Below are 18,640 nucleotides of genomic sequence, written 5' to 3'. Positions count from 1 at the left end.
TATGCGCCTGCGCCATTCCGCCATCCTCACCAGCACCTGCTTCGCCCTCTGGGCCCTGACCGGCTGTTCCACCGTGCCCTCCGACAGCGCGCCCGCCAGGGCGCAGGCGGAGACACCCATACCCACCGCCGACGACCGGGGAGTGCTGCCGTCGGAGCGGCTGGGGGACCGGTTGCTCACCGCCGCCGATCTCGGCCCCGGCTACACCGCCCGCCCCGCCGCAACGACGGGTTCGCCCGAGGCGTCCGTCGAGGGCTGCCCGAAGCTGGAGCAGCTGGGCAGCGCCGCGGACGACCCGTACGCGATGTTCCCGAACCAGGGGAAGCGGGTCTTCACCGGCCCCGGCGGCACCGAGCTGACCGAGGAGTTGTACTCCGCACCGCCCAAGGAGCTTTCCGCAGAGGCCGGGCGGATCATGACCGCGATGGGCGGCTGCCCGTCGTACCAGCTGGTCACCGCCACCACCGTGGCGGAGGCCCGCACCCAGACGGCGCCGGTGGCCCATCTCGGTGACGAGCAGTGGGGGCAGGTCCTCACCGTCACCGCCGGCGGGCGGCGCACAATCGTCCAGCAGACCGTGATTCGCGCGGGGGCCGTGCTCCTGGTCGTCTCCGGCAGCCCGGCTGAAGTCACGGTCCACGCGCAGACCGCCCTGGCCAAGGCAACCGCCCGCTAAGCCCCCCCCGTCCCCTTCCTTCTTCTATATGGAGGTTCAGTGACCGAGTTCGTGCCCTCCGAGGCCCTCACCCGTCTCGCCGCCGCCGGCGATCCGCAGGTACGGCTGATGATGGCCCTCGCTGCCCTAGGAGCGGACCGGGCGCAGATCATTGGCGCCAGGCCCACCGGGCGCCGCGGTGAAATTGCGCTTCCGGAGAGCGAGCGAGCCACGGCGGCGTTCGCCGAGCTGCAGTCCCTGCTCGGCGCAAACAACGCCCAAGCGGTGCGCCGCTCCGGCATCCGTGCCCGTGCTGCCCATCTCACGGAAAGCCTGGCCGCAGACGGGGGTCTCCCGGCTGTGCACTGGCACAAGCCCGGTGATCAGCCGTGGGGAGGTGCCACGGGGAAGGGCCGCTGACCGGCGGCCAAGGCAACCGTCTCTACCTGGCGCCCCGCTCGACTCGCGCACAAACGCCGAGGCCGGGCGGGGTGTCGGTCGTCGGCCGGCATTGCCACCGTCTCCTGGAGCCGCACATCGATGCGTGACCGTACTGCCACGCAAAAGACCGACGGCCGGACCCAAGGGGGTCCGGCCGTCGGGGTATCAGACAGTCGGTTGCACAGTGAGCTGGCCCTCGCTGCTTTCCGGCAAGGTGTGGCGCAGCACCGGTGCAGGCGAGGCCAGGGAGGCGGCGAAGGCGGCAACGAGGTCATGTGGCGTGCTGGCGGAGAACATGGCGGCCCACAGGAGTCCGGCGCCCATCCTCGGTTCACACCATGCCTGCCATCCCGCCGCTTCCGCCTCGGGATCGAGGATGAGCGGGTCGCCGTCCTGAATGCCCTCGGCCGGCAAGGTCGTCAAGACCATGCTGGCGGCCAACCGCGGGTCGGACATGGCGCTGGGGGTGTCGATGTCGCGGACCCAGCCGCCACCCGCCAGCGCGTCGAGAACCACCTGCGGCCCGGCGTAACCGTGGGCGGGATCCGGACGGTCCTCCAGGGCGAGCAGGAAGTCGGTGACGGCCTCGGGCGGGGTGCCGGTGGAGAAGTACGCATTCCACTGGGGAAGGCTGTCGGGAGTAGCGCGGGCAGAGACCGTCCACGCCACCGGCTGATCGCCCAGGAGGATGGGCTCGTCGGCCAGCACCCACTGCGCCCAGCTCAGTGCGTCCGGAGCGACGTGCAGGACGGTGCTGCGAAGAACCTGCCGGGCATCGACAGACTCGTCGGGTTCACGCCGGCCTCGGACGAGGGTGAAGCTGGTCCAACCCGCAGCAGTTAGGTGTGAGCCGACCTGGTCGGCAAGGAGGCCATCGTCGCCGGCGAGATGGCTCGGGGTGACCCAGTACGCGGGAAGGGAAGGGAAATCAGGGGACGGGGGCAGAAGTGCTCCTTGTCGTCAGGGGGTGTCGCGGCTCGTATCGTCGTCGGAAACGGCGCGTAGCCGCCGTCCCCGTGCAGGCGGCTCGACCGGAGGCATCCAGGTAAGGGCCTCGGCGACCGGCCTGGGGAGGTACCCGTACTGCACTGCCTCCGCGTCCTCGGCGAGATAGACGATCGGTCGCCCGTCCGGGTCCGTGTCCGTGGTCACGGCGCCCATCTTGTGGGCCATGGGAAAGAAGGGGTTGATCGCGAGCCGGACCCGGGCGGAGGGGTCTACCTCGGACAGGTGTTGGATCAGGTCGGCGACGGTCATCTCGGCGCCGGGCTCGGGCTGCGGGGCCACGGTTCTCCTCACGGGTGGAAAGCGCTGTGGTGGTTGCGGATGTGCACCGCGCGGCCTGCGGGAACAGACCACGGGCGACAGAGGAGCCGCCGGAGGACGGGAGGCGAGGATCCCGGCCGCAAGGCGGCGTGGTCACTACTGTCGGCGAGCGGTGGCGAGCACCTCGGAAACGGTAGCGGCCACGAGCCGTGCCGGGGTCTGCGGATCGAAGACGACACGGTAGCCGGGAACCGTCGCGGTACCGGTGACGGCAAGAACCCAGCCCTCGTCCTCGGCTCCGGGCCGGCCATCGGGAAACCAACCGAGATACAGTCGGCCGTCAGCCGAAGAGACGTGGGTGTCGGCCCGGTCGTCGACGATGAGGGTGAAGTCGCCGTTCGCCTCTGGGAAGCAGTCGATGACCTCGGTCGGCTGGCCGGGCCCCAGAAGCCAGCTATGCAAGCGCAACTTCTCGATCGTGGTGCGGAATCCAGCGTTCGAAAGCTCCACCGTCACAAGCATCACCTCTCTGACCTGGGAAAACCCCGAGTCGGGGGAAGGTCGTCTAGGTTGACATGCACCGCAACGTTGCGCCAGTCCTTGCAGGGTCTTTCCTGTCTGCCACCGGCGAACTCGCCATTCGGACCGTGCTGACGGTCGCCTCCGCAATCCCATGCTCAGCGCCGCCGCCACGCTGCGGCGACAATGCGGTGTGCCCGCCCCGACGTGGTCGGCGAGAAGGAGGCTCCCTGATGGCACAGCAGCAGAAGCGAGCCTCGGACCGGTTCACGGCCCCAGGCTCGCTCGTTTGCTGCGGTGGAGGTAACACACCAGTTGCGCGCCGGGAATCTACCTCCTGGAGATGGCGAGGAAGGCGGCGATCGCACCCGCGATCGTGACGACGAGGGTCACGCCAGCGACCGCGACCGTGAGCGGGGTCGCGAGCGAGGGATGCGCGATCGTCACGTAGAGCAGGCCGGCTCCGATGATGAGGACGACGAGAACGAAGAGCAGGATCAGGAGAGGGAGCAGCGCTGCGGCAGCCGGGCCTGCGGAAGCCGAGTAGGACTGCTGGGGCTGGGCGGAAGGCGTCTGGGTGGAGCTGCTGTTGGTCATGGCACGAGCATGGTTGCGATCGCCGGGAGATCCTGCCCGACAAAATCGGGGGTGTTCTCCGGACGACCGCGACGGTGCCGAACACGGGCATGCGAGATAGTGGCCGTATGGCATTCGGGATGCGGTTCGGTGAGATCGAGTTGGACCTCACCGAGACCGGCGTCACCCTGCGGAATCTCTACGGGTGGCCGGGGTGGGTGATCGAGGTCGACATCGACTGGTCGACCTGGAGCGCGCGCACCGTCCGGGACGTCCCGCCCCCTCGAACCCGGAGCAACGCCCGGCGACCGACCGACGACCCCGAACTGCTCCGGCGCATCAGAAAGGCAGCTGAGGCAGCCAAGGAACTCCCCCGCAGCTCGATTTGGGCGGTCTCCCTGGCCCTTCCCACGCCGCACAAGAAGAAGACGGACGGCGTGCAGCTGCGAGCCGCCACCATCGCCACGATGTACAACTACACGCGCAAGCTCGGACTCTCCCCGAAGCGCGCCATCTCGGAAGTCTACGACCTCCCTCTGGTGGAAGCTGAGGGTGAGCGCGCGCAGCCCTCCCGCAAATTCGAGCGCTGGATCGAGCAGGCCCGTAAGACCATCAACCCAGAAACCGGCAGGCCGTACCTCCAGCCCTACGTCAGCGAGCTCCACGCCCCCAGGCTGTGGCCGATCGGCCGCGGACACCCACTGGAGCCGCGCCGCGCACAGCCAGCGATTCCCGAGCCCGTCCGAGAGGGACAGTACGCCGGCCACGTCCTGACCTTGAGGGTGTCGAGAACGGCGCCGCCGGACTGGGCAGCCCAAGAGGCCCGGGAACGAGGATCCCGGATGATCGGCCCGGACCTGGTCATCGAGGGGTCCTGGTCCAACGGCGAGGAACCGCCGCCACTTCCCGTGCTGCGGGGCGTCAGCCCGGGGGAGACCCCCCGCCGGGTGCAGAGCCTGGTCAAGGAGCTAGAGGGGCGCTATCCCGGGGCGAAGGTCACGGCCACGGTCAGCGCCCAGGCGATGGGACAGCCCCCCTGGGCGAACTGATCGCGGTGTCGGACCGGACCCCCAGTCGTACCCCGGAAGAGTTCTGCGGAAGGGCGTGTTCGACTGCGCCGAAGGACCACTACTGCCGAAGCAATACCAACCGGATGGGCGGGGCTGAGCCAAAGATGCCGCGGTCACCGGCACGTCTTCGGGACCGAACTGGCTCTTCCATTCCAGACGGCGCCAGGCTGGCTTTGTTCACGGGTTGTGAAGCCCGTTCGTCACGGCTTTGGGAGGCACCGTCCGAGGCGGGATGTCGATGTTCACGAGAACGGGAGGCAGTGCGCCACAGTGGGCCGTGAGCCGGCGTCGGAGCCGCGCCGTCGGTCACCCGGCTCCGTAGTTGGTCTCGGGGAACATTGGTACAGCGTTAACGCTAAGCCGGTGATCTTGAGCGGCTGAGCCGCCCGCTGACGCGGACGACGGGCACGGCGTTCGCCCGGTCGTTAGAACGGGTCGATGGGATCCGGGGACGGCCCCGAGCCACTCCAAGCAAGGGGAGCTCGCGGCGTTGGTGGGCTGCGACTTCCAGCCATGGCAGTTGAGGGTCGGCCATTTCGAGCTCCGCTACGGAAAGTCTCCATGTGAGCACACCCAGAGACAGGGAGGGTGGGGTGATCGAAGTGTCGGAACACTGTGCGGTCGCTCTGCACAGTGTGAGAGGAGGCAGACATGAGCGCGGACCCGTGGGTGAAGGCGTGGGGTGCGAACGCGCAGGGGCAGCTGGGCAACGGCTCGAACAGGGTGCAGCAGACGCCCGCCAGCGTGATTGGCATGATGCGTGATGATGTGCGGGAGGTGGTTTCGGGTGAGGGCTTCGCCGTGGCGCTGTTGCGTGATGGGACGGTGAAGAGCTGGGGAGTGAACGGCTCGGGTCAGCTCGGCAACGGCACCCTCACTGGTCAGTCCTCTCCCGCCGCGGTGGCTGGAGTGTCCGGGGTGTCCGCGGTGGCTGCGGGCCGCAACCATGGGCTGGCCGTCAAGGGCGGACAGGTGCTGTCCTGGGGCGAGAACACCCACGGCCAGTTGGGCACCGGCAAGAGCACCGCGTCGAAGGTGCCGGTCGCTGTGCCGGGCCTGGACAAGGTGAAGGCGGTCGGCGCCGGTGACGGGTTCAGCGTTGCCCTGCGCCAGGACGGCACCGTGTGGACCTGGGGACAGGGCGCGGCCGGCCGCCTCGGTACCGGCTCGACTGCGAACCGGACCGCCCCCCAGCAGGTCGCAGACCTGGCCGATGTCGAGGCGATCGCGGTCGCAGACGCTCACGTCCTGGCCCTGACCGCCGACGGCGTCGTCAAGGCGTGGGGTGCTGGCGCCGACGGCCGGCTCGGCAACGACAGCAAGGCGGACAGCAGCACCCCCGTGGACGTGGCGTATCTGGATGCGGTGGCCAAGGTCTTCGTCGGCGCGGCTTCGTCCTTCGCTCTGATGGACGACGGTTCCGTCCACGGCTGGGGAGCCAACGCCAGCGGTGAACTCGGCGACGGCACCAAGACCCCCCGCACCACGCCGGTCTCCCTCGACCACCTGCGCGGCGTCCAGCACCTGGCGGGCGGTGCCGGCTACACCCTCGCCGCCCTCGATGACGGCTCCGTCATCGCCTGGGGAGCCAACCAGGACGGACAGCTCGGCGACGGCAGCACCACCAGCCCGTCCGCCGCGACCACAGCCCTGCCCCCCGGCAGCGGCATCACCTTCGTAGCCGCAGCTGACCGCAGCAGCTACGCCTACTGACAGCACAAGCAGGCGGCCTCCCCGAGAAGGTGAGGCCGGGCGGTCGCGTCCACCCTGAGCAGGCGTAGAGCTCCCGGGACGCATGGCGGCGGTCACCATGACGGTGACCGCCGCCGCCGTTTCCTGCCCAGAGGCTGTCGCAGCTCGCCCGCTCGAACGCAAAGCTCATGTCCGGGCAGTTGGCCAGGTACGCCAGCAGCGCCTCGCGCACGTCCTGGTCCACCGCCAGGCCTCAACGGGGCTTGGCGGCCACCCCCTCGCCGACGTACCAGCAGTGCACCGGCTTCGCGTAGCCGCTGTACCGAAACGTCCCGAGGCCGGAGTCAGCGCCTTCGTCCCATTGACCCGGCTACCGAGGACGCCCAGACCGCCGGCACTACTTCCCGCGACGGGCGGTGCCGTCCAACGTCATGAACAACGGTTAGGCGCCGACGGCCAGGATGACTCCCGAACTGCTGTCAAAACGCTGCTCTTCGACGCGTACAGAGCTACCAGGCCGACCGGCCGGTCCAGACCACAAGGAAATGCCACGCCCGTGAGACTGAACCGCAGGCCATCGCTGTGAGACAGCTTGAAGGCTGCTGGCTAAGAGCCCGGCCTGTGCCACGAGGCGCGAGACTCTACAAGTGCACTGGATCGGTCTCGGCCGCAACGCACCCTAAGCGCCTCCCGTGGCGATGCCCCGACCTACACAAGGAGTCGTTCTGCATGCGCGGACATCTGTCGGCGCCTTGTCGGGTCGGTCACGGGTGGCGGAGGATCAACCTCCGCGCACACCTGCGCCCTGTCCCGAGGAGGGGCCTCCTTGTTTCTTGCCCAGTCTCTGGGGGCTACGGCCCTCCAGATCTTCCCGATCGCGGCTGCGACGACCGTACTGTTCACGTATCTGCTGTCCGGGGTAAACGCGCGCCGAACAGAGGTCGGCAAGGCGGAGGCCGCCGCCGAAGTCGAGCTGCGCAACGTTGTCCAAGCCATGCGCAACGAGGTCGAGTACGCGCACGCGGTACTGATGGCACGCAGTACGTACGAGCCGCGGGCGTTCTCCGGCGAGCGCCTGGAGATGTTCGCCGCGAAGGCGGTAGAGCAGGCTCGGAACTTGCGGAAGCGCAAGCAGCGGAAGGTCCGTCAGGCCCTGGTGGTGCTGATCGGCGAGTGGCGGGTGCGGATGGCTGAGGACATCGAGGCCGCGACACTCGCGCACGCGGAGCAGACGGACGAGGCCAGCGTGGCGGGAGTGCCATATCTGAGTCCAGCGGACGCGCAGCGCGGTTGGTACACCACGTACGTGGGGAACGGCGGGGAGACCGGCGAGGCAGTGCTGTTCGAGCTGTCCCGTGCTCAGCCACCGACCGATGTGCACCCAAAGGCAATCGTGTCCTTGGACCGGCTGCTGGCCACGGTGGGCGTCACGGTGGGGTTGGCCGGTCGCTCCTGATCCGCCTCGGACGATCTCGAAGATCTACATCCGGACCATCAGGGGGACTTCAGCGGCGGCTCTGGAGTCAGCCCCGCTACGCCTCAGACCGCAGACAGCCCCGGGAACCTGTCTGGTTCCCGGGGCCGGTGGTGGTGAGGTCAGTTGTCGTCGGTGCGCCGGTGCTGGCCGGTGCCGGTCTCGCTCTCGTCGTTCTTACGGCGGCGTGCGGCGTAGACGGCGCCGCCTCCGGCGGCGAGGAGAAGGCCGCCGATTGCCAGGAGCCACCCGTTGGTGCTGTCGGCGCCGGTGTGGGCGAGGGAGCCTTCGGGCTTGGCGTCAGGTGCGGTGGGTGTCGAGGTGGCGGTGCCGATGTCCGGGCTGCTGGAGGGGGATGCGGCGTCGGTCGGCTCTCCGGTGCCGGTCGAGGACGAGCTGGTCGGCGTGGGCTGGGCAGTGGGGTCGGCGGTGGGCTTGACTGTCGACTTACCGGTCGGTTCCTCGGTGGGCTTGGTCGTAGCCGCGTTCGTGAAGGCCGCGGTGGTCTCGGCGCCGGGCTTGGCCGTGATCTCGACCGGGGAGGTCTCTAGCCGGTAGCCGTCCGGAACCTTGGTCTCGGTGGCGGTGTAGGCGCTGCCGGTCTTCCTTCCGACGGGGAGCGGGGCCTTGGCGGTGCCGTCCGGGCCGGTGGTGAGGGTGAAGGCGCCCTTGTCGTCCTTGGCGTCCTTCGGGGCGATGTTGACGATGGCTCCGGCCAGGCCCTTGCCTGTGGCCTTGTCGGTGACCTTGAGGGTGAGGCCGGCGGACTTGTACGGGTCGGTGATCGCCAGGACCTTGGGCTCGCCGGGGGCGACGACGACGTCCTGGTCGGGGACGGTGCCCAGCAGCGGGCTGCCGGAGGCGGTCTCCTTGAGGCGTACGACGCCGGGGGCGAGGTCGGAGAAGGCGAGGTTGCCGTCGGAGCCGGTCTTGCCCTCGGCGAGCGTCTTGCCCGCGGAGTCGAGCAGCTGGAACGCGGCTCCGGGGGCGGGCTCGCCTTCGGGGTCCGTCTTGACGATGCGCAGTCCGGCCTTGTCCGTCGGAGCCGGGTCGCCCTGGGCCTTGGGGGCTTCGGCGGACGGGGAGGGGGCTGCGGTGGCGGTGGTGGCCAAGCTGGTCAGGACGGTGGCGGTCAGGGCGAGCGCGGTGAACAGGAGGGGGCGGTGCTTCATCAGGGTGCTCCGGGCGGGATCGTGCGGTGCGGGACGGTGTGGCGCGGGCTCCGAAAGCGGGCCCGGCAGCGCTAGGGGTCAGCTGGGGGCGTCGCCCGTACGGCGGCGGCGGTTGATCAGGTAGAGGCCGCCTCCTGCGGCGAGCAGGGCGGCGGCTCCGCCGGCCAGCCAGGTGGTGGCGTCGGCGCCGGTGTGGGCGAGGGAGCCGGGCGGCGTCGTCGGCGGGGTGGTGGCCGGGGGTGTCGCGGGCGGGGTACTCGGGCTCGGCGGTGTGGTCGCGGTGGGCTGGTCGGCGAGGGTGACGGTGACGTCGGCTCCGGGCCGGGCGGTGAACGCGACCGGTGTGGCATCGAGTTGGTAGCCGTCGGGGGCCTTGGTCTCGCCGGCCCAGTAGCGGGTGCCCGCCTTGAGCGTGACGTCGAGGGGGACGGTCGCGGTGCCGTCGGTCCCGGTGGTGAGGTTGGTGATCACCTTGCCGGGGGTGTGCTTGCCGGTCTCGTCGGCGCGGATGGCGATGACCGCGCCCGGCAGGGTCTTGCCGGTGTTCTTGTCGGTCTTCTTCACCGACAGGCGGGCCTTCTTGAACGGGTCGACGAGGTCGAGGGGGTTGGCCTGGGCCGTGCGTCCGGCGGTGATCGTGATGGTCTGTTCGGGGACCAGGTCGTGGACGGGGCTGCCGGAGGAGGTCTCGCGCAGCCGGTAGGTGCCGGCGGGGAGCTTGTCGAAGACAAGGCTGCCCTGTTCATCGGTCTTGCCTGCGGCGACCTGCTTGCCGTCGGAGTCCAGGAGCTGGAACGCGGCGCCGACGAGGCGGGTGCCTTCGGGGTCCTTCTTGCGGATCGTCACGCCGCCGGTGGCCTCGCCGACGGTGATGGCGGCGGAGTCCTTGACGCTGGTGGTGCCCCCGGCGAGCAGCATCCGCTGGGCGGCCGGGTTCTTGGGTGTGAGGACCTGCAGCCCGATGGCAGGCAGCCCCTCGGCTGTCGCGGTGACGCTGGCGGTCCCAGGGGTCTCGGCGGTGAACTCCCAGGCGCCCGTGCCGTTGTCGTTGGTGGTGACCTTGCCGGAGGCGGTGCCTGAGCCCGACTCGGAGAGCGTGACGGCAACCTTGGGGACCGGTGTGCCAGCGGCGGTGGTGACCTTGACCGCGACGGTGACCTTCGTCCCGGCGGTGGTGGTCTTCACGGACGGCGTGATCTGGAGGGTGTAGGGGCCCGCGAGCTTCTTGGCCTCGGCGACGTAGCCCTGGGCGAGGGTGCGGGCGGTCGGGGAGACGACCGGGTACGCCAGGCGCTGCTTGCCGCGGTCGCCGTCGAGTGCGTAGGTGCCGCCGGCCAGGTATTCGTACACCACGGCGTCGACCGCGGCGGCCTGGGCATTGTCGCGGGTCTGGCCGTACTTGCCGATCACGTAGGCGGCCTGTGCCAGGTTCTCCTTGGTGACGGCCTTCTCGGTCACTGAGGACGTCCAGGACGGGACCGGCTGCGGGTCGCCGTAGCCTCCGGCGTCGGCCGGGCCCTTGCGTTCGGGGTCGGCGCAGTAGGTCTCGGTGTCGCCGTGGACGGCCGGGCCGGGCGGGCCGTAGGCGCCGATGTGGCTGGAGGCCGCGTGCCCTCCAGAGTCCGGGATCGTGTAGCCGGGGCCCAGTACCGCAGGGGCATCCGGGGCGGCGACGGCCTGCGCGGGCAGCAGGGTGCCCGCGGCGAGCGCGGCGACGGCGACGGCCAGGTGAGTGGGGCGGGCGAGGCGAAGGCTCATATTTGGGAGGAGGTCCTGTCGGTGAAGAGGGGAATGAGGGCTGCGGACGCTGGCGCGTCGGCGGATGCCTGGGGCGGCGGGCAGGGGGCCGCTTACCGTGTCCGGGCCGGGGAGGTCCGGGCCTGCGGCGCCGGAGCCGTGAGGGGAGGCGGGCCGGTGCGTACCGGCGGGGCGCCGGGGATCCACAGGCGTACGTACTGGTCGATCGCGGCTCGCAGCCGGGTGACGTCGATACCGACCCAGGGCGCGTGCTCGCTGTGGTTCCAGTCGGTGATCGATCCGTACCCGTCATGGGTGGGCGGCTTGCCGAGGCGTCGGTCGCGGAGCTCGAAGGCGCCGTACTCGGCGAAGGACAGTACGGCGGTATCGATCCGCCCGTGTTCCAGGTGCACAACCTGCAGGCGCAGCCCGTCGTAGCGCCCGGAGCGGATCGTGGGGGCGAAGTCGATGCGCAGCCGCAGCGGGAGGTCCGCCACGGGGGCGGCGTAGTAGGCGTCGCCGACGACGGCGGCTTCGGGGTACGGCAGCGTGAGGTGGTCGGCGAACAGCTGCTCGGTGAATAGGGCCACAGGGCTTCCTCGTTGGTTGGTCAGCGGCGTGCGGCGGGGCGCGCGGGCAGGGCGGCGGAGGGGGTGGTGGCGGTGCTCCAGCGCGGAACGCTGCCGACCGGGACGGGCGGGCGGACTCCGAGGCGGGGGCGGAGGTCGCGGGGAGTGGGCACCGGCGGGCGGGGCGGTACGACAGGCGTGAGCTGGGCGAGGGCGGCGAGCTTGGGGTGGAGGCTCTCGCGCCAGCGGGCCGCGGGAGTCGGGTCGGTGAAGGCTGCCGCCGTGGCAGCGATGAGGTGGGAGGGCGTACGGGGGCTGAAGGTGATCTCCGCGCGGGTGCCCCAGCCTGGAGGGCCGGCCCACAGCTGCGTCCCGTCCTCCAGGTCGCGGCGCGTGCGGTTGATGTAGAGCCCCGCGTTGCCGTCGGGGGCAACCAGCTCGACGGTGCCGCGGTCGGCTGCCTCGTGCTTCCACCCGGAGGCGAGCAGGGGTGCCGCGCCGCCGCGCCAGGAGGGCGACGGGGCCGCGAGGAAGCGGTCCTGACCGTCGGTCCAATCCTGGGCAAGGGCGGTGGTCAGGGCCGCGACGAGCTCGGGCGGGGTGTTCTGGTTGACGATCGCGGTCCATTGGGGTCCAGAAACGGCGTCCGGCGCGGCGCTGATGGTCCACAGGTCGTAGTCGTCTCCCGCCCAGCCGATACGGATGCGGTGGTCCGGACTGGTCACGACGAGCTGGTGCGGGCCTTCGTCGATCTGGTGGTGGGGCCAGTGCGCGACGGGCGCGAAGCCGGCATCGCCGTAGCCGGGTGATCCGGCGAGATATCGGGGCGTGACGTGAACATCGCCGTCCACGGGAGTAACGGTGGTTCGGGGGGCGGGTGCGGGCAAGGGCGTCTCCTGGCGGAAGGGGTGGCGGTCAGCGGGCGGCGAGGGCAGCGGTGGCGGCGAGTACCGGGCGAGAAGCGATCGCGGAGGGCAGGACGACGTCCGGCCTGCGGATGGCGGCCAGGTCGGCGAGGACCTCGCGCTTGGCCTGGGCGCGCAGGGCCGGGGTGAAGACGTCCTCCTCGAGCCTGCCGTCCGCGGTGGCATACGGGCGGAGCCGGGCCAGGATGCGGGCGGCGGCGGCCGGGTGCTCGGCGACGAGGCGGTCGAGGGCCGCGTCCAGGGCCTGGAATCGCAGGTCGTGGTCGGGAGCGACGCGGCGCCGGTCGGTGACCGTCCCCGCGTACTGGTGGATCAGGCGGGTGTGTTCGGCCCGGCGCTGCCAGATGGCGACTAGGAACCGGCGCGCGTTGAGGATCTTGAATGCGTCCTGTTCGGGCATGTGGGAGAAGTCGCCGGGCAGGGCGCCCAGGGCGGAGGGGGAGGAGGCGCGGGCCAACGGCACGGTCAGGGTGGCGAGTTCGTCCAGTGCGGTGTTCCAGCGCCGCTGCAGCAGCGGGTGGCGCAGCGCGGGGTCACGGTCGTTCTGGTCGCGGGCGTCGTCAGCGACGGCGCTGCGGAACGCCACAACTCCCCTGGCCAGGAGCTGCTCGACGCCCGGCCTGCTGGGGGCGGTGAGGTAGCCGTCGGCCCAGCCTTCCTCGATCGTGTCGAAGATGTCCTTGGCGAGCGGGCGTGCGGGCAGGCCGGCAGCGGCCTGGGCCTGGGCGAGGAGCTGGGTGAAGCGGGCGGGGTAGGCGTGGGCGAGCCAGCCGCGGGCGGTGGTGACCGTGTCGGTGGACGCGGTCCCCGCGGCAGCGTCGCGCGTACGGCTCTCGGCTCGGCGCAGCGCGGCGGCTTCCCGGTGGACCTGGTGGAGGGCGGTGCGTACCTGCCGCAGCTGGCGGGAGGTACGGGCGGCGCGCGGGTCTCGGCGGTAGGTCATCCGCTCGAGGGCGACCTGCAGGTCGCCCTCGGCGAAGGTGAGCGCATCACGCAGGTCGTGGAGGCGGCCGGGAGCGTGGAGGAGGTCGTGCTGGGCGGGGCGCAGGTAGCCGGCAGCGTCGGCTATCGCGGCCGTCACCAGGTGATCGAAGCGGTCCTGCAGGTAGTTGGAGAACGCCGAGTCGTCGAGGTCGGCGACTTCGCGAAGGCGGAGGCGGCGGTGCTGCGGCTGGGGAGCGTCGGAGGTCGCGGGCACGGTGGTCCTTTTCGAGGGGTTGGTGGCTGAGGCGGTCAGGCGGGGAGCGGGCGGCGGGTGGCCGGATGGGTGCGGAGTTTCGCGAAGGACACGGCAAGTCCTGCGGCCTGCAGGACGGCGCAGGCGGTGATGGCGTGGCCGAGGAGGTCGGGCGGGGTGAGCGCGACCAGGGCTCCGGCGAGGGGGAACGGCGCGAGCAGCAGCAGGATGATCAAGCTGAGGGTGCTGCCGAACACTTCGGCGGGTACGAGGTGGGCGCGCAGGGTGCGCAGCACCACGGTCATGCCCGCCTCGCCCGCCATCAGCAGCGCCACCAGGACCAGGAAGGTGGTGTAGGTGTCGGCGGCTGCCAGTGCCAGGCAGGCCAGGGAGGCGAGGGCTGCTGCGGTGGCGCCGACCGGCCACAGACCGGCCCGGTCGATCGCGAACCGAGCGAGGGCGACCATGGCCAGGGAGGCGACGGCGGCGGCCGACCAGACGAGGCCGACCTGGCTGCTGGTGCCGCCGAGCTGCTGGATGACCAGCACGGGACCGGCGGCCTGCACGAGGCCGATCGCGGCGTTGGACAGCACCAGTCCGACGCACAGCCAGCCCAGCGCGGGCAGCGAGCGCAGGGTCCGCCAGCCGATCCGGAGTCCCTGGGCGACGGGGACCGGGGCGTCCTGGGGCCAGGCGGGGCGCTGGCGGGGGGCCAGGGCCGCGCCGAGCAGGGAGCAGGCGGCGATGGTCAGGAGCATGCCGGTGGCACCGGTGTACTGCAGCAGGACACCGGCCAGGGCCGGGCCGGCCAGTGTGGCGCCCTGGTCGATGCCGAGCAGGACGGCCTGGACGCGGTGGGCGTGGCCTCCGGCGTCCCGGCTGGCGGCGCCGCCGGCGGTCTCGGCCGCGATGTAGGAGAACTCCGTGAGGACGCCGGTCAACGCGGCGAGCAGCATGACCGTGGCGATGGCGGCGGTGCCGCCGACGGTGGGGAGCACGAGGGCGGCGGCCAGGACGACGAGCGCGCGCAGGACCGAGGCGATGCGCAGGACCCGGGTGCTGCCGAAGCGGTCCACGGCGGCACCGGCGAGGGCGAACGCGCCGAGGCGGGGTACCCATTCGAGCATGAAGGCGATGCCGGTCAGGGTGGCCGAGTCGGTGACGGCCAGGACCAGCAGCGGGATGCCGTACGTGCTCATGGCGAAGGCACCGGCATCGGCGGTGCGCGGGACATAGACACCGCGTACGGGCCCGAATGCGGGGACGCGGACGTGTCGGCCGGTGGGTGGCCGCAGGGCGGCGTGCTTGGGAGGCATCGTGTTTCCGGGGAGGGTGGGACGGATACGTTCGGGGGCCGGATCGTCGGGGTGGTGACCGTCGGTCCGGGCGGCAACGGCCGTTAGTGGCCGGGGCCGTGAGCGGGCGCAGGGAATGCGTCGTGCGGGAGTGGGGTGTGCTGCCGGGAGCGGCGCGGGCGCCGGTGGCGGCCCAGGCGGCGGCCGGGGCCGAGCTTGGGCCGGGCGACGATCAGCACGGTCAGCGCGGTGGCGGCACCTGCCGCGGGCAGGGCGGCGAGGATCTGCGGGCTATCCGAGAGGGCTCCGGCGAGCGCGGTGCCGGCGGCCTGTCCCGTACCAACGGAGAGGATCAGCCAGGCATACGCCTCGGTGGTGCGGGAGGCGGGGGCCAGGGCGTCCACCACGTGGAACCCGTTGGTGATGATCAAGGTAAGGAACAGGCCGGGTATCCCGGCGAGGGCGACGGCCGCTCGGGGGCCGGGGTCGGCCAGCAGGGGCAGCCAGCCGAGAAGGAACAGCGTGCTGGTGGTGATCAGTTGGGTGGTCGTGGTGCCGGGCCACGTCCTGCGGGCATAGACGAGACCGCCCAGGAAGCTGCCGGTGGAGAACGCAGCCGGCAGCACCCCGGAGAGCGTGGCCATCTGGTGCGTGGCGGCCATGTCCGCAGCCCAGACGTTCATCGCGCCGAGCGCGAAGCCGGTCCCCGCCAGTGCGGTGAACAGCAGGACCAGGCCCGCACTCATCAGCCGTCCGGTGCCCGAAGGTCCGTCTGCGGCCGGGCGCCAATATCGAGAGGGGCCCGCGCTCAGGACGATGGCCGACCCGGCGAGCCCCAGGGCCGCGGTGGCCCACAGGGCAATGTCGGGGTTGTGCGCGGTCGCCAGCCACGAGGCGAGCAAGGGACCCACGATGTAGAGGAGCCCTTGGGAGCCGGTATCCAGGGCCTGCACGACGCGGCGGCGCCCGGCATCGGGCAGGACCGCCGGCCACAACGCACGGAGGCCGGCCTCCAGCGGTGGGGTGATCAGCCCCGCGAACCCCACGACCGCGGTCACGGCCGCCGGCTGTCCGGCCGCCCCGATCCACGGGAGCGCCACCAGGCAGGAGGAGTTGAGCAGGACGGCCGGAACGGAGACGCGGGTCTGCCCGTACTTGTCCATCAGGCGGCCCTTGAGCGGTTGGGAGAGCCCCGAGGCCAGCCCGTAGATCGCGGCGAGGAGTCCGGCGAAGGCCAGCGACCCGCCGCCCGCGCTGATCCACAAGACCAACGAGACGGGGACCATGCCGTTGGGCAGGCGCCCGATCAGGGTGCCGCCCAGCAGGCGGGCCACGTACCGGCTGCCCAGGACGGCCCCGTACGTGGCCGATGGAGCGGTTGCGGTCGAGCGAGCGGTCAACAGGCGGGGCTTTCCATCAGGGCTCAGCGCCAGGGCGCCGGGAGCGAAGGGGATACCGGCGGCGGGCGGCCGGAAGGTGGCAGAGAGCGGCGGGGGTTCATCGGCTCGGGCCCGTGGTGGCTGCGGAGAACAGCTCGCCGGGCCGCCAGGCGGTGGCCGGGGCGGGGGCCGGAGGCTGGCTCACGGCAACGGCCTGGCTGGCCTTTCGGGCCTGGTGGGCTGCCCACTGCCCGGAGCGGGCAGCGGCCGGGATGCGAGGCGTGCCCCACACGGGGTGGCTCTCGGCGTCCGGCAGCGGGCGGGCGGTGGCCCACGCAGACAGGGCCCGGTAGATCGGGGCGAGGGCCTGGCCCGGGGCGGTCAGCTGCAGGGAGGCGACGTCATCGCGGGAGACGGAGACGATCCCGTCGTCGATGAGCCGGCGGATCGGCGAGTAGATCGCGCTGGGGCTGTGGTCGGCCATCGCCTCGGCGGAGAGCGCGGCCACGGTCGTGGTCCCGCGAGCCTTGAGGGTCCACAGCAGCACGGTGGCGTGCCGGTGGCCGATCACGGCGAGGGTGTCCTCGGCGTTCTGTGCGGCCGGAATCCGCTCCGGTTCGCTCTTCCCGGTCACGCGGTTGAGGACGAGGTTCTTCTCCAGGTGCGCGTCGCCCCAGCCGGCCAGGGCGGTCAGGGACGGCATCAGGTCCCGGCCGCGGGCGGTCAGGCCGTAGGTGACGTGCAGGCGGGTCTGGGCGGTGCGTTCGACGAGTCCGGCCTCGGACAGCGCCCGCAGACGGGGGTGGAGCTGGCCGTCACCGAGCCAGGGCAGGTGCTCCTTGAGCTTGGTGTAGCGCAGCGGGCCGGGCTGGGAGGCCAAGGTCATCAGCACCCACACGCTCCAGCGCGGCGCGATCATCTCCAGCGCCTCGGCAACGCGGGGCAGGTCGGTCGAAGGCAGGCGGGCAGCAGCCAAGGCGGGAACTCCAGACGGGCGGGATGGTGGAGAAGAAGGAAGGGGGGTCAGCGCGAGCGGGCGGGCTCGGTGGTCGCGGCGCGAGGCGGGGCCGGGGAGACGGCCAGGGCCTGGGGCACAGCGGATGCCGCGGGTGCGATGTCGGGGACGCGGGCCAGGCTGTTCAGCACGTCGCCGAGGACCTGGGCGTGGGAGTCGCGGACGGTGACGGCGTGGGCCAGGCGGCGGGTGGCGTCGGCGATGTGGCCGACGTCCACGGATTCGATCGCGCGGTCGGGGTGAGTCAGCCGGTGGAGCTGCTCGGCGTGGAAGGTGACGGCGCGGTCGGCGTACTGCAGGGCGTCGAAGCTGTTGAGCAGGGCGTACCGCATGCTGCCCGGCACGGGGTCCGCGGCGAGTTCGGCAACCGGGCGGCCGTAGAGGGCTTCGATCCGCTCGCCCGCCGCACGGGAGGCAGCGTACGGACCGGGCACTCAGCCTCTCCGAACTGCCACTCCGCCTCCGGCCCCTGCGGGGGCCGGAGGGAGATTGCTGCTCGCGACTGTCGGCCAGACGGCAGCCGGGGCGGCGAGCGGGCGGACCGCTGGTGGTGGCATCGCGGCGAGCAGCTTGTCCAGGGCGGTCCGGTAGCCGCTGCGTGCTGCCAGCGCCGCCTCCAGCCACTCAGCGTCGAACCGCAGCGCATCGGAGCTCAGGGAGTCCAGCTCTGCGTCGGGGGCCATCGCCGCGTGAACGCGGTCACGAACCCGGACGACCTGCGCCTCGGCCAGAGCGAGGAAGACCCGCAGCTCCAGGGCCCGTACCAGGGCGGGCGAGGCTCCGGGACGGACCGCCCGCTCGTGGAGATCGTCCAGCGGCCCGCCGAACACGCCCTCCAGGCGCGCATCCTGGCTGCTGGGCCGGCGCCCGTCGCTCATCGGACACCGCCGCGGATCCGCGCGGGCTGTGCCGGAACGGGGGTGGGCAGCGTGGTTGTGACCCGAGGCCCGAAGCGCTGCTGGATGCGGGCCGTCTCGGCAGGGGCCTGCAGGAGGAACCGGAGCGTGATGGCCCGGCCGTCGCGGGCGGCCACAGCGTGGTTCACCTTGTGGGCCAGCTCCATCACCGGGTCGTCAAGCTGATCCCCGACCGCTGTCTCCAGCGCCGCGACCAAGGTGTCCTCGGCCGTCTCCAGCACCTGCTGGGCCTGGGAGAGCAGCCCGTACCAGTGGACCGCCTGGGTAGCGCCGGGATGGGCCTGGGGTGCGGCGTGGACGGCCTGGCTCAGCTCGCTCATCGCGAGGCCGAACTGGGCCTCGATCCGGGCGGCGAACAGGCCGAGCACGTCGCCGTCGAAGACGTCGGGGATGTCGGACACGAAAGGGGGCTCCTGGGAGAAGAAGACGTGCGGGCAGGTCAGTTCGGGCGAAGGCCGTCATCCGGGCGGAGGTCACCGTCGTCGACCCAGCCGGTGACGCCCGAGGCGGTGGTGACGTGCCGCCAGGTGCCGTCGGCCACCGACGCTGTGAACGGCTCCCCGCGCCGCAGCACACCCACGGCCGTGGAGTCGCCGTCGGCGCGGGCGTGGACGGCGAGAGCGAGCACCTGCCCGGCCGGCCGAGCCGTACGGGGCGCGGCGGGGCGGAGTGCCGCGGTGGAGGCGGCACGGCATGGGGCGCCGCCCAGGACGGTGGCGGTGATGGACGCGGATGTGTAGCACACAGCGGATGGCTCCAG

Annotated in this window: 21 protein-coding genes; 5 read left to right on the top strand and 16 right to left on the bottom strand. The window is 71.7% G+C overall.

Annotation, left to right across the window (positions count from 1 at the left end):
* Window position 1: 1 nt before the first annotated feature.
* Together ACFYXK_RS13060 and ACFYXK_RS13055 are read left to right on the top strand one after the other, a co-directional pair.
* On the top strand, window positions 2-676 hold the full coding sequence (locus ACFYXK_RS13060) for a hypothetical protein (protein WP_389411200.1): 675 nt from the start codon (window positions 2-4) through the stop codon (window positions 674-676).
* Window positions 677-715: 39 nt separating this feature from the next.
* Complete coding sequence (locus tag ACFYXK_RS13055; RefSeq protein ID WP_389411199.1) at window positions 716-1,075, top strand: hypothetical protein; 360 nt, start codon at window positions 716-718, stop codon at window positions 1,073-1,075.
* A 186-nt stretch (window positions 1,076-1,261) separates the two neighbouring features.
* Here the strand turns inward: ACFYXK_RS13055 and ACFYXK_RS13050 are convergent, their stop codons facing one another.
* The 4 genes from ACFYXK_RS13050 to ACFYXK_RS13035 form a co-directional block, all read right to left on the bottom strand.
* Window positions 1,262-1,822, bottom strand: coding sequence for a DUF317 domain-containing protein (locus tag ACFYXK_RS13050; RefSeq protein WP_389411340.1), 561 nt, complete (start codon window positions 1,820-1,822; stop codon window positions 1,262-1,264).
* A 234-nt stretch (window positions 1,823-2,056) separates the two neighbouring features.
* Window positions 2,057-2,353, bottom strand: a complete 297-nt coding sequence (locus ACFYXK_RS13045; RefSeq protein WP_389411339.1) for a hypothetical protein — start codon at window positions 2,351-2,353, stop codon at window positions 2,057-2,059.
* A 165-nt stretch (window positions 2,354-2,518) separates the two neighbouring features.
* Window positions 2,519-2,884: a DUF317 domain-containing protein gene (locus ACFYXK_RS13040; protein WP_389411338.1), complete on the bottom strand. Its 366-nt coding sequence runs from the start codon at window positions 2,882-2,884 to the stop codon at window positions 2,519-2,521.
* A gap of 327 nt (window positions 2,885-3,211) precedes the next feature.
* Window positions 3,212-3,478: a hypothetical protein gene (locus ACFYXK_RS13035; RefSeq protein ID WP_389411198.1), complete on the bottom strand. Its 267-nt coding sequence runs from the start codon at window positions 3,476-3,478 to the stop codon at window positions 3,212-3,214.
* Window positions 3,479-3,585: 107 nt separating this feature from the next.
* On the opposite strand from ACFYXK_RS13035, the gene ACFYXK_RS13030 reads away from it, so the two are divergent.
* From ACFYXK_RS13030 to ACFYXK_RS13020, 3 genes are all read left to right on the top strand, one after another.
* Window positions 3,586-4,506 (top strand): hypothetical protein, encoded by a 921-nt coding sequence (locus tag ACFYXK_RS13030; protein ID WP_389411197.1) that lies wholly within the window; start codon window positions 3,586-3,588, stop codon window positions 4,504-4,506.
* A gap of 672 nt (window positions 4,507-5,178) precedes the next feature.
* Window positions 5,179-6,240: an RCC1 domain-containing protein gene (locus tag ACFYXK_RS13025; protein ID WP_389411196.1), complete on the top strand. Its 1,062-nt coding sequence runs from the start codon at window positions 5,179-5,181 to the stop codon at window positions 6,238-6,240.
* A gap of 805 nt (window positions 6,241-7,045) precedes the next feature.
* Entirely contained in the window at window positions 7,046-7,675 is a 630-nt protein-coding gene (locus ACFYXK_RS13020) for a hypothetical protein (RefSeq protein ID WP_389411195.1), read from the top strand.
* 140 nt (window positions 7,676-7,815) lie between these two features.
* Here the strand turns inward: ACFYXK_RS13020 and ACFYXK_RS13015 are convergent, their stop codons facing one another.
* The 12 genes from ACFYXK_RS13015 to ACFYXK_RS12960 all read right to left on the bottom strand — a co-directional run bounded on the left by ACFYXK_RS13015 (window position 7,816) and on the right by ACFYXK_RS12960 (window position 18,625).
* Entirely contained in the window at window positions 7,816-8,865 is a 1,050-nt protein-coding gene (locus ACFYXK_RS13015; RefSeq protein WP_389411194.1) for a collagen binding domain-containing protein, read from the bottom strand.
* Window positions 8,866-8,943: 78 nt separating this feature from the next.
* Window positions 8,944-10,623, bottom strand: coding sequence for a collagen binding domain-containing protein (locus ACFYXK_RS13010; RefSeq protein WP_389411193.1), 1,680 nt, complete (start codon window positions 10,621-10,623; stop codon window positions 8,944-8,946).
* Window positions 10,624-10,715: 92 nt separating this feature from the next.
* Complete coding sequence (locus ACFYXK_RS13005; RefSeq protein ID WP_389411192.1) at window positions 10,716-11,192, bottom strand: hypothetical protein; 477 nt, start codon at window positions 11,190-11,192, stop codon at window positions 10,716-10,718.
* A gap of 20 nt (window positions 11,193-11,212) precedes the next feature.
* A complete protein-coding gene (locus ACFYXK_RS13000; RefSeq protein ID WP_389411191.1) occupies window positions 11,213-12,022 on the bottom strand; it encodes a DUF317 domain-containing protein in 810 nt (269 codons plus the stop codon).
* A 64-nt stretch (window positions 12,023-12,086) separates the two neighbouring features.
* Window positions 12,087-13,295: a hypothetical protein gene (locus ACFYXK_RS12995; RefSeq protein WP_389411190.1), complete on the bottom strand. Its 1,209-nt coding sequence runs from the start codon at window positions 13,293-13,295 to the stop codon at window positions 12,087-12,089.
* A gap of 35 nt (window positions 13,296-13,330) precedes the next feature.
* Window positions 13,331-14,590 (bottom strand): MFS transporter, encoded by a 1,260-nt coding sequence (locus ACFYXK_RS12990; protein ID WP_389411189.1) that lies wholly within the window; start codon window positions 14,588-14,590, stop codon window positions 13,331-13,333.
* A gap of 83 nt (window positions 14,591-14,673) precedes the next feature.
* Window positions 14,674-15,969 (bottom strand): MFS transporter, encoded by a 1,296-nt coding sequence (locus ACFYXK_RS12985; RefSeq protein WP_389411188.1) that lies wholly within the window; start codon window positions 15,967-15,969, stop codon window positions 14,674-14,676.
* Window positions 15,970-16,066: 97 nt separating this feature from the next.
* The gene (locus tag ACFYXK_RS12980) at window positions 16,067-16,924 is read right to left on the bottom strand and encodes a winged helix-turn-helix transcriptional regulator (RefSeq protein WP_389411187.1); all 858 of its coding nucleotides are present in this window, start codon (window positions 16,922-16,924) and stop codon (window positions 16,067-16,069) included.
* A gap of 47 nt (window positions 16,925-16,971) precedes the next feature.
* Window positions 16,972-17,397, bottom strand: a complete 426-nt coding sequence (locus ACFYXK_RS12975; RefSeq protein WP_053627866.1) for a hypothetical protein — start codon at window positions 17,395-17,397, stop codon at window positions 16,972-16,974.
* Window positions 17,398-17,841: a hypothetical protein gene (locus ACFYXK_RS12970; RefSeq protein ID WP_389411186.1), complete on the bottom strand. Its 444-nt coding sequence runs from the start codon at window positions 17,839-17,841 to the stop codon at window positions 17,398-17,400. It abuts the gene before it with no gap.
* Window positions 17,838-18,281: a hypothetical protein gene (locus ACFYXK_RS12965; RefSeq protein WP_389411185.1), complete on the bottom strand. Its 444-nt coding sequence runs from the start codon at window positions 18,279-18,281 to the stop codon at window positions 17,838-17,840. The genes ACFYXK_RS12970 and ACFYXK_RS12965 overlap by 4 nt, the downstream gene beginning before the upstream one ends.
* A gap of 38 nt (window positions 18,282-18,319) precedes the next feature.
* Window positions 18,320-18,625 carry an SH3 domain-containing protein gene (locus tag ACFYXK_RS12960; protein WP_389411184.1) on the bottom strand — a complete coding sequence of 102 codons (306 nt, stop codon included), beginning with the start codon at window positions 18,623-18,625 and terminating at the stop codon, window positions 18,320-18,322.
* Window positions 18,626-18,640: the final 15 nt, after the last annotated feature.

It is taken from the genome of Streptomyces sp. NPDC002209, from assembly GCF_042890265.1.
GTDB lineage: Bacteria > Actinomycetota > Actinomycetes > Streptomycetales > Streptomycetaceae > Streptomyces.
Note: the sequence above shows the minus strand (reverse complement) of the source record. Positions and strands in the feature narration are given on the sequence as shown.

Bases quoted from the DNA above. Each gene is read 5' to 3' on its own strand.
- ACFYXK_RS13060 (WP_389411200.1), top strand. From the start codon at position 2: ATGCGCCTGCGCCATTCCGCCATCCTCACCAGCACCTGCTTCGCCCTC.
- ACFYXK_RS13045 (WP_389411339.1), bottom strand. From the start codon at position 2,353: ATGACCGTCGCCGACCTGATCCAACACCTGTCCGAGGTAGACCCCTCC.
- ACFYXK_RS13040 (WP_389411338.1), bottom strand. From the start codon at position 2,884: ATGCTTGTGACGGTGGAGCTTTCGAACGCTGGATTCCGCACCACGATC.
- ACFYXK_RS13035 (WP_389411198.1), bottom strand. From the start codon at position 3,478: ATGACCAACAGCAGCTCCACCCAGACGCCTTCCGCCCAGCCCCAGCAG.
- ACFYXK_RS13030 (WP_389411197.1), top strand. From the start codon at position 3,586: ATGGCATTCGGGATGCGGTTCGGTGAGATCGAGTTGGACCTCACCGAG.
- ACFYXK_RS13025 (WP_389411196.1), top strand. From the start codon at position 5,179: ATGAGCGCGGACCCGTGGGTGAAGGCGTGGGGTGCGAACGCGCAGGGG.
- ACFYXK_RS13015 (WP_389411194.1), bottom strand. From the start codon at position 8,865: ATGAAGCACCGCCCCCTCCTGTTCACCGCGCTCGCCCTGACCGCCACC.
- ACFYXK_RS13010 (WP_389411193.1), bottom strand. From the start codon at position 10,623: ATGAGCCTTCGCCTCGCCCGCCCCACTCACCTGGCCGTCGCCGTCGCC.
- ACFYXK_RS12990 (WP_389411189.1), bottom strand. From the start codon at position 14,590: ATGCCTCCCAAGCACGCCGCCCTGCGGCCACCCACCGGCCGACACGTC.
- ACFYXK_RS12970 (WP_389411186.1), bottom strand. From the start codon at position 17,841: ATGAGCGACGGGCGCCGGCCCAGCAGCCAGGATGCGCGCCTGGAGGGC.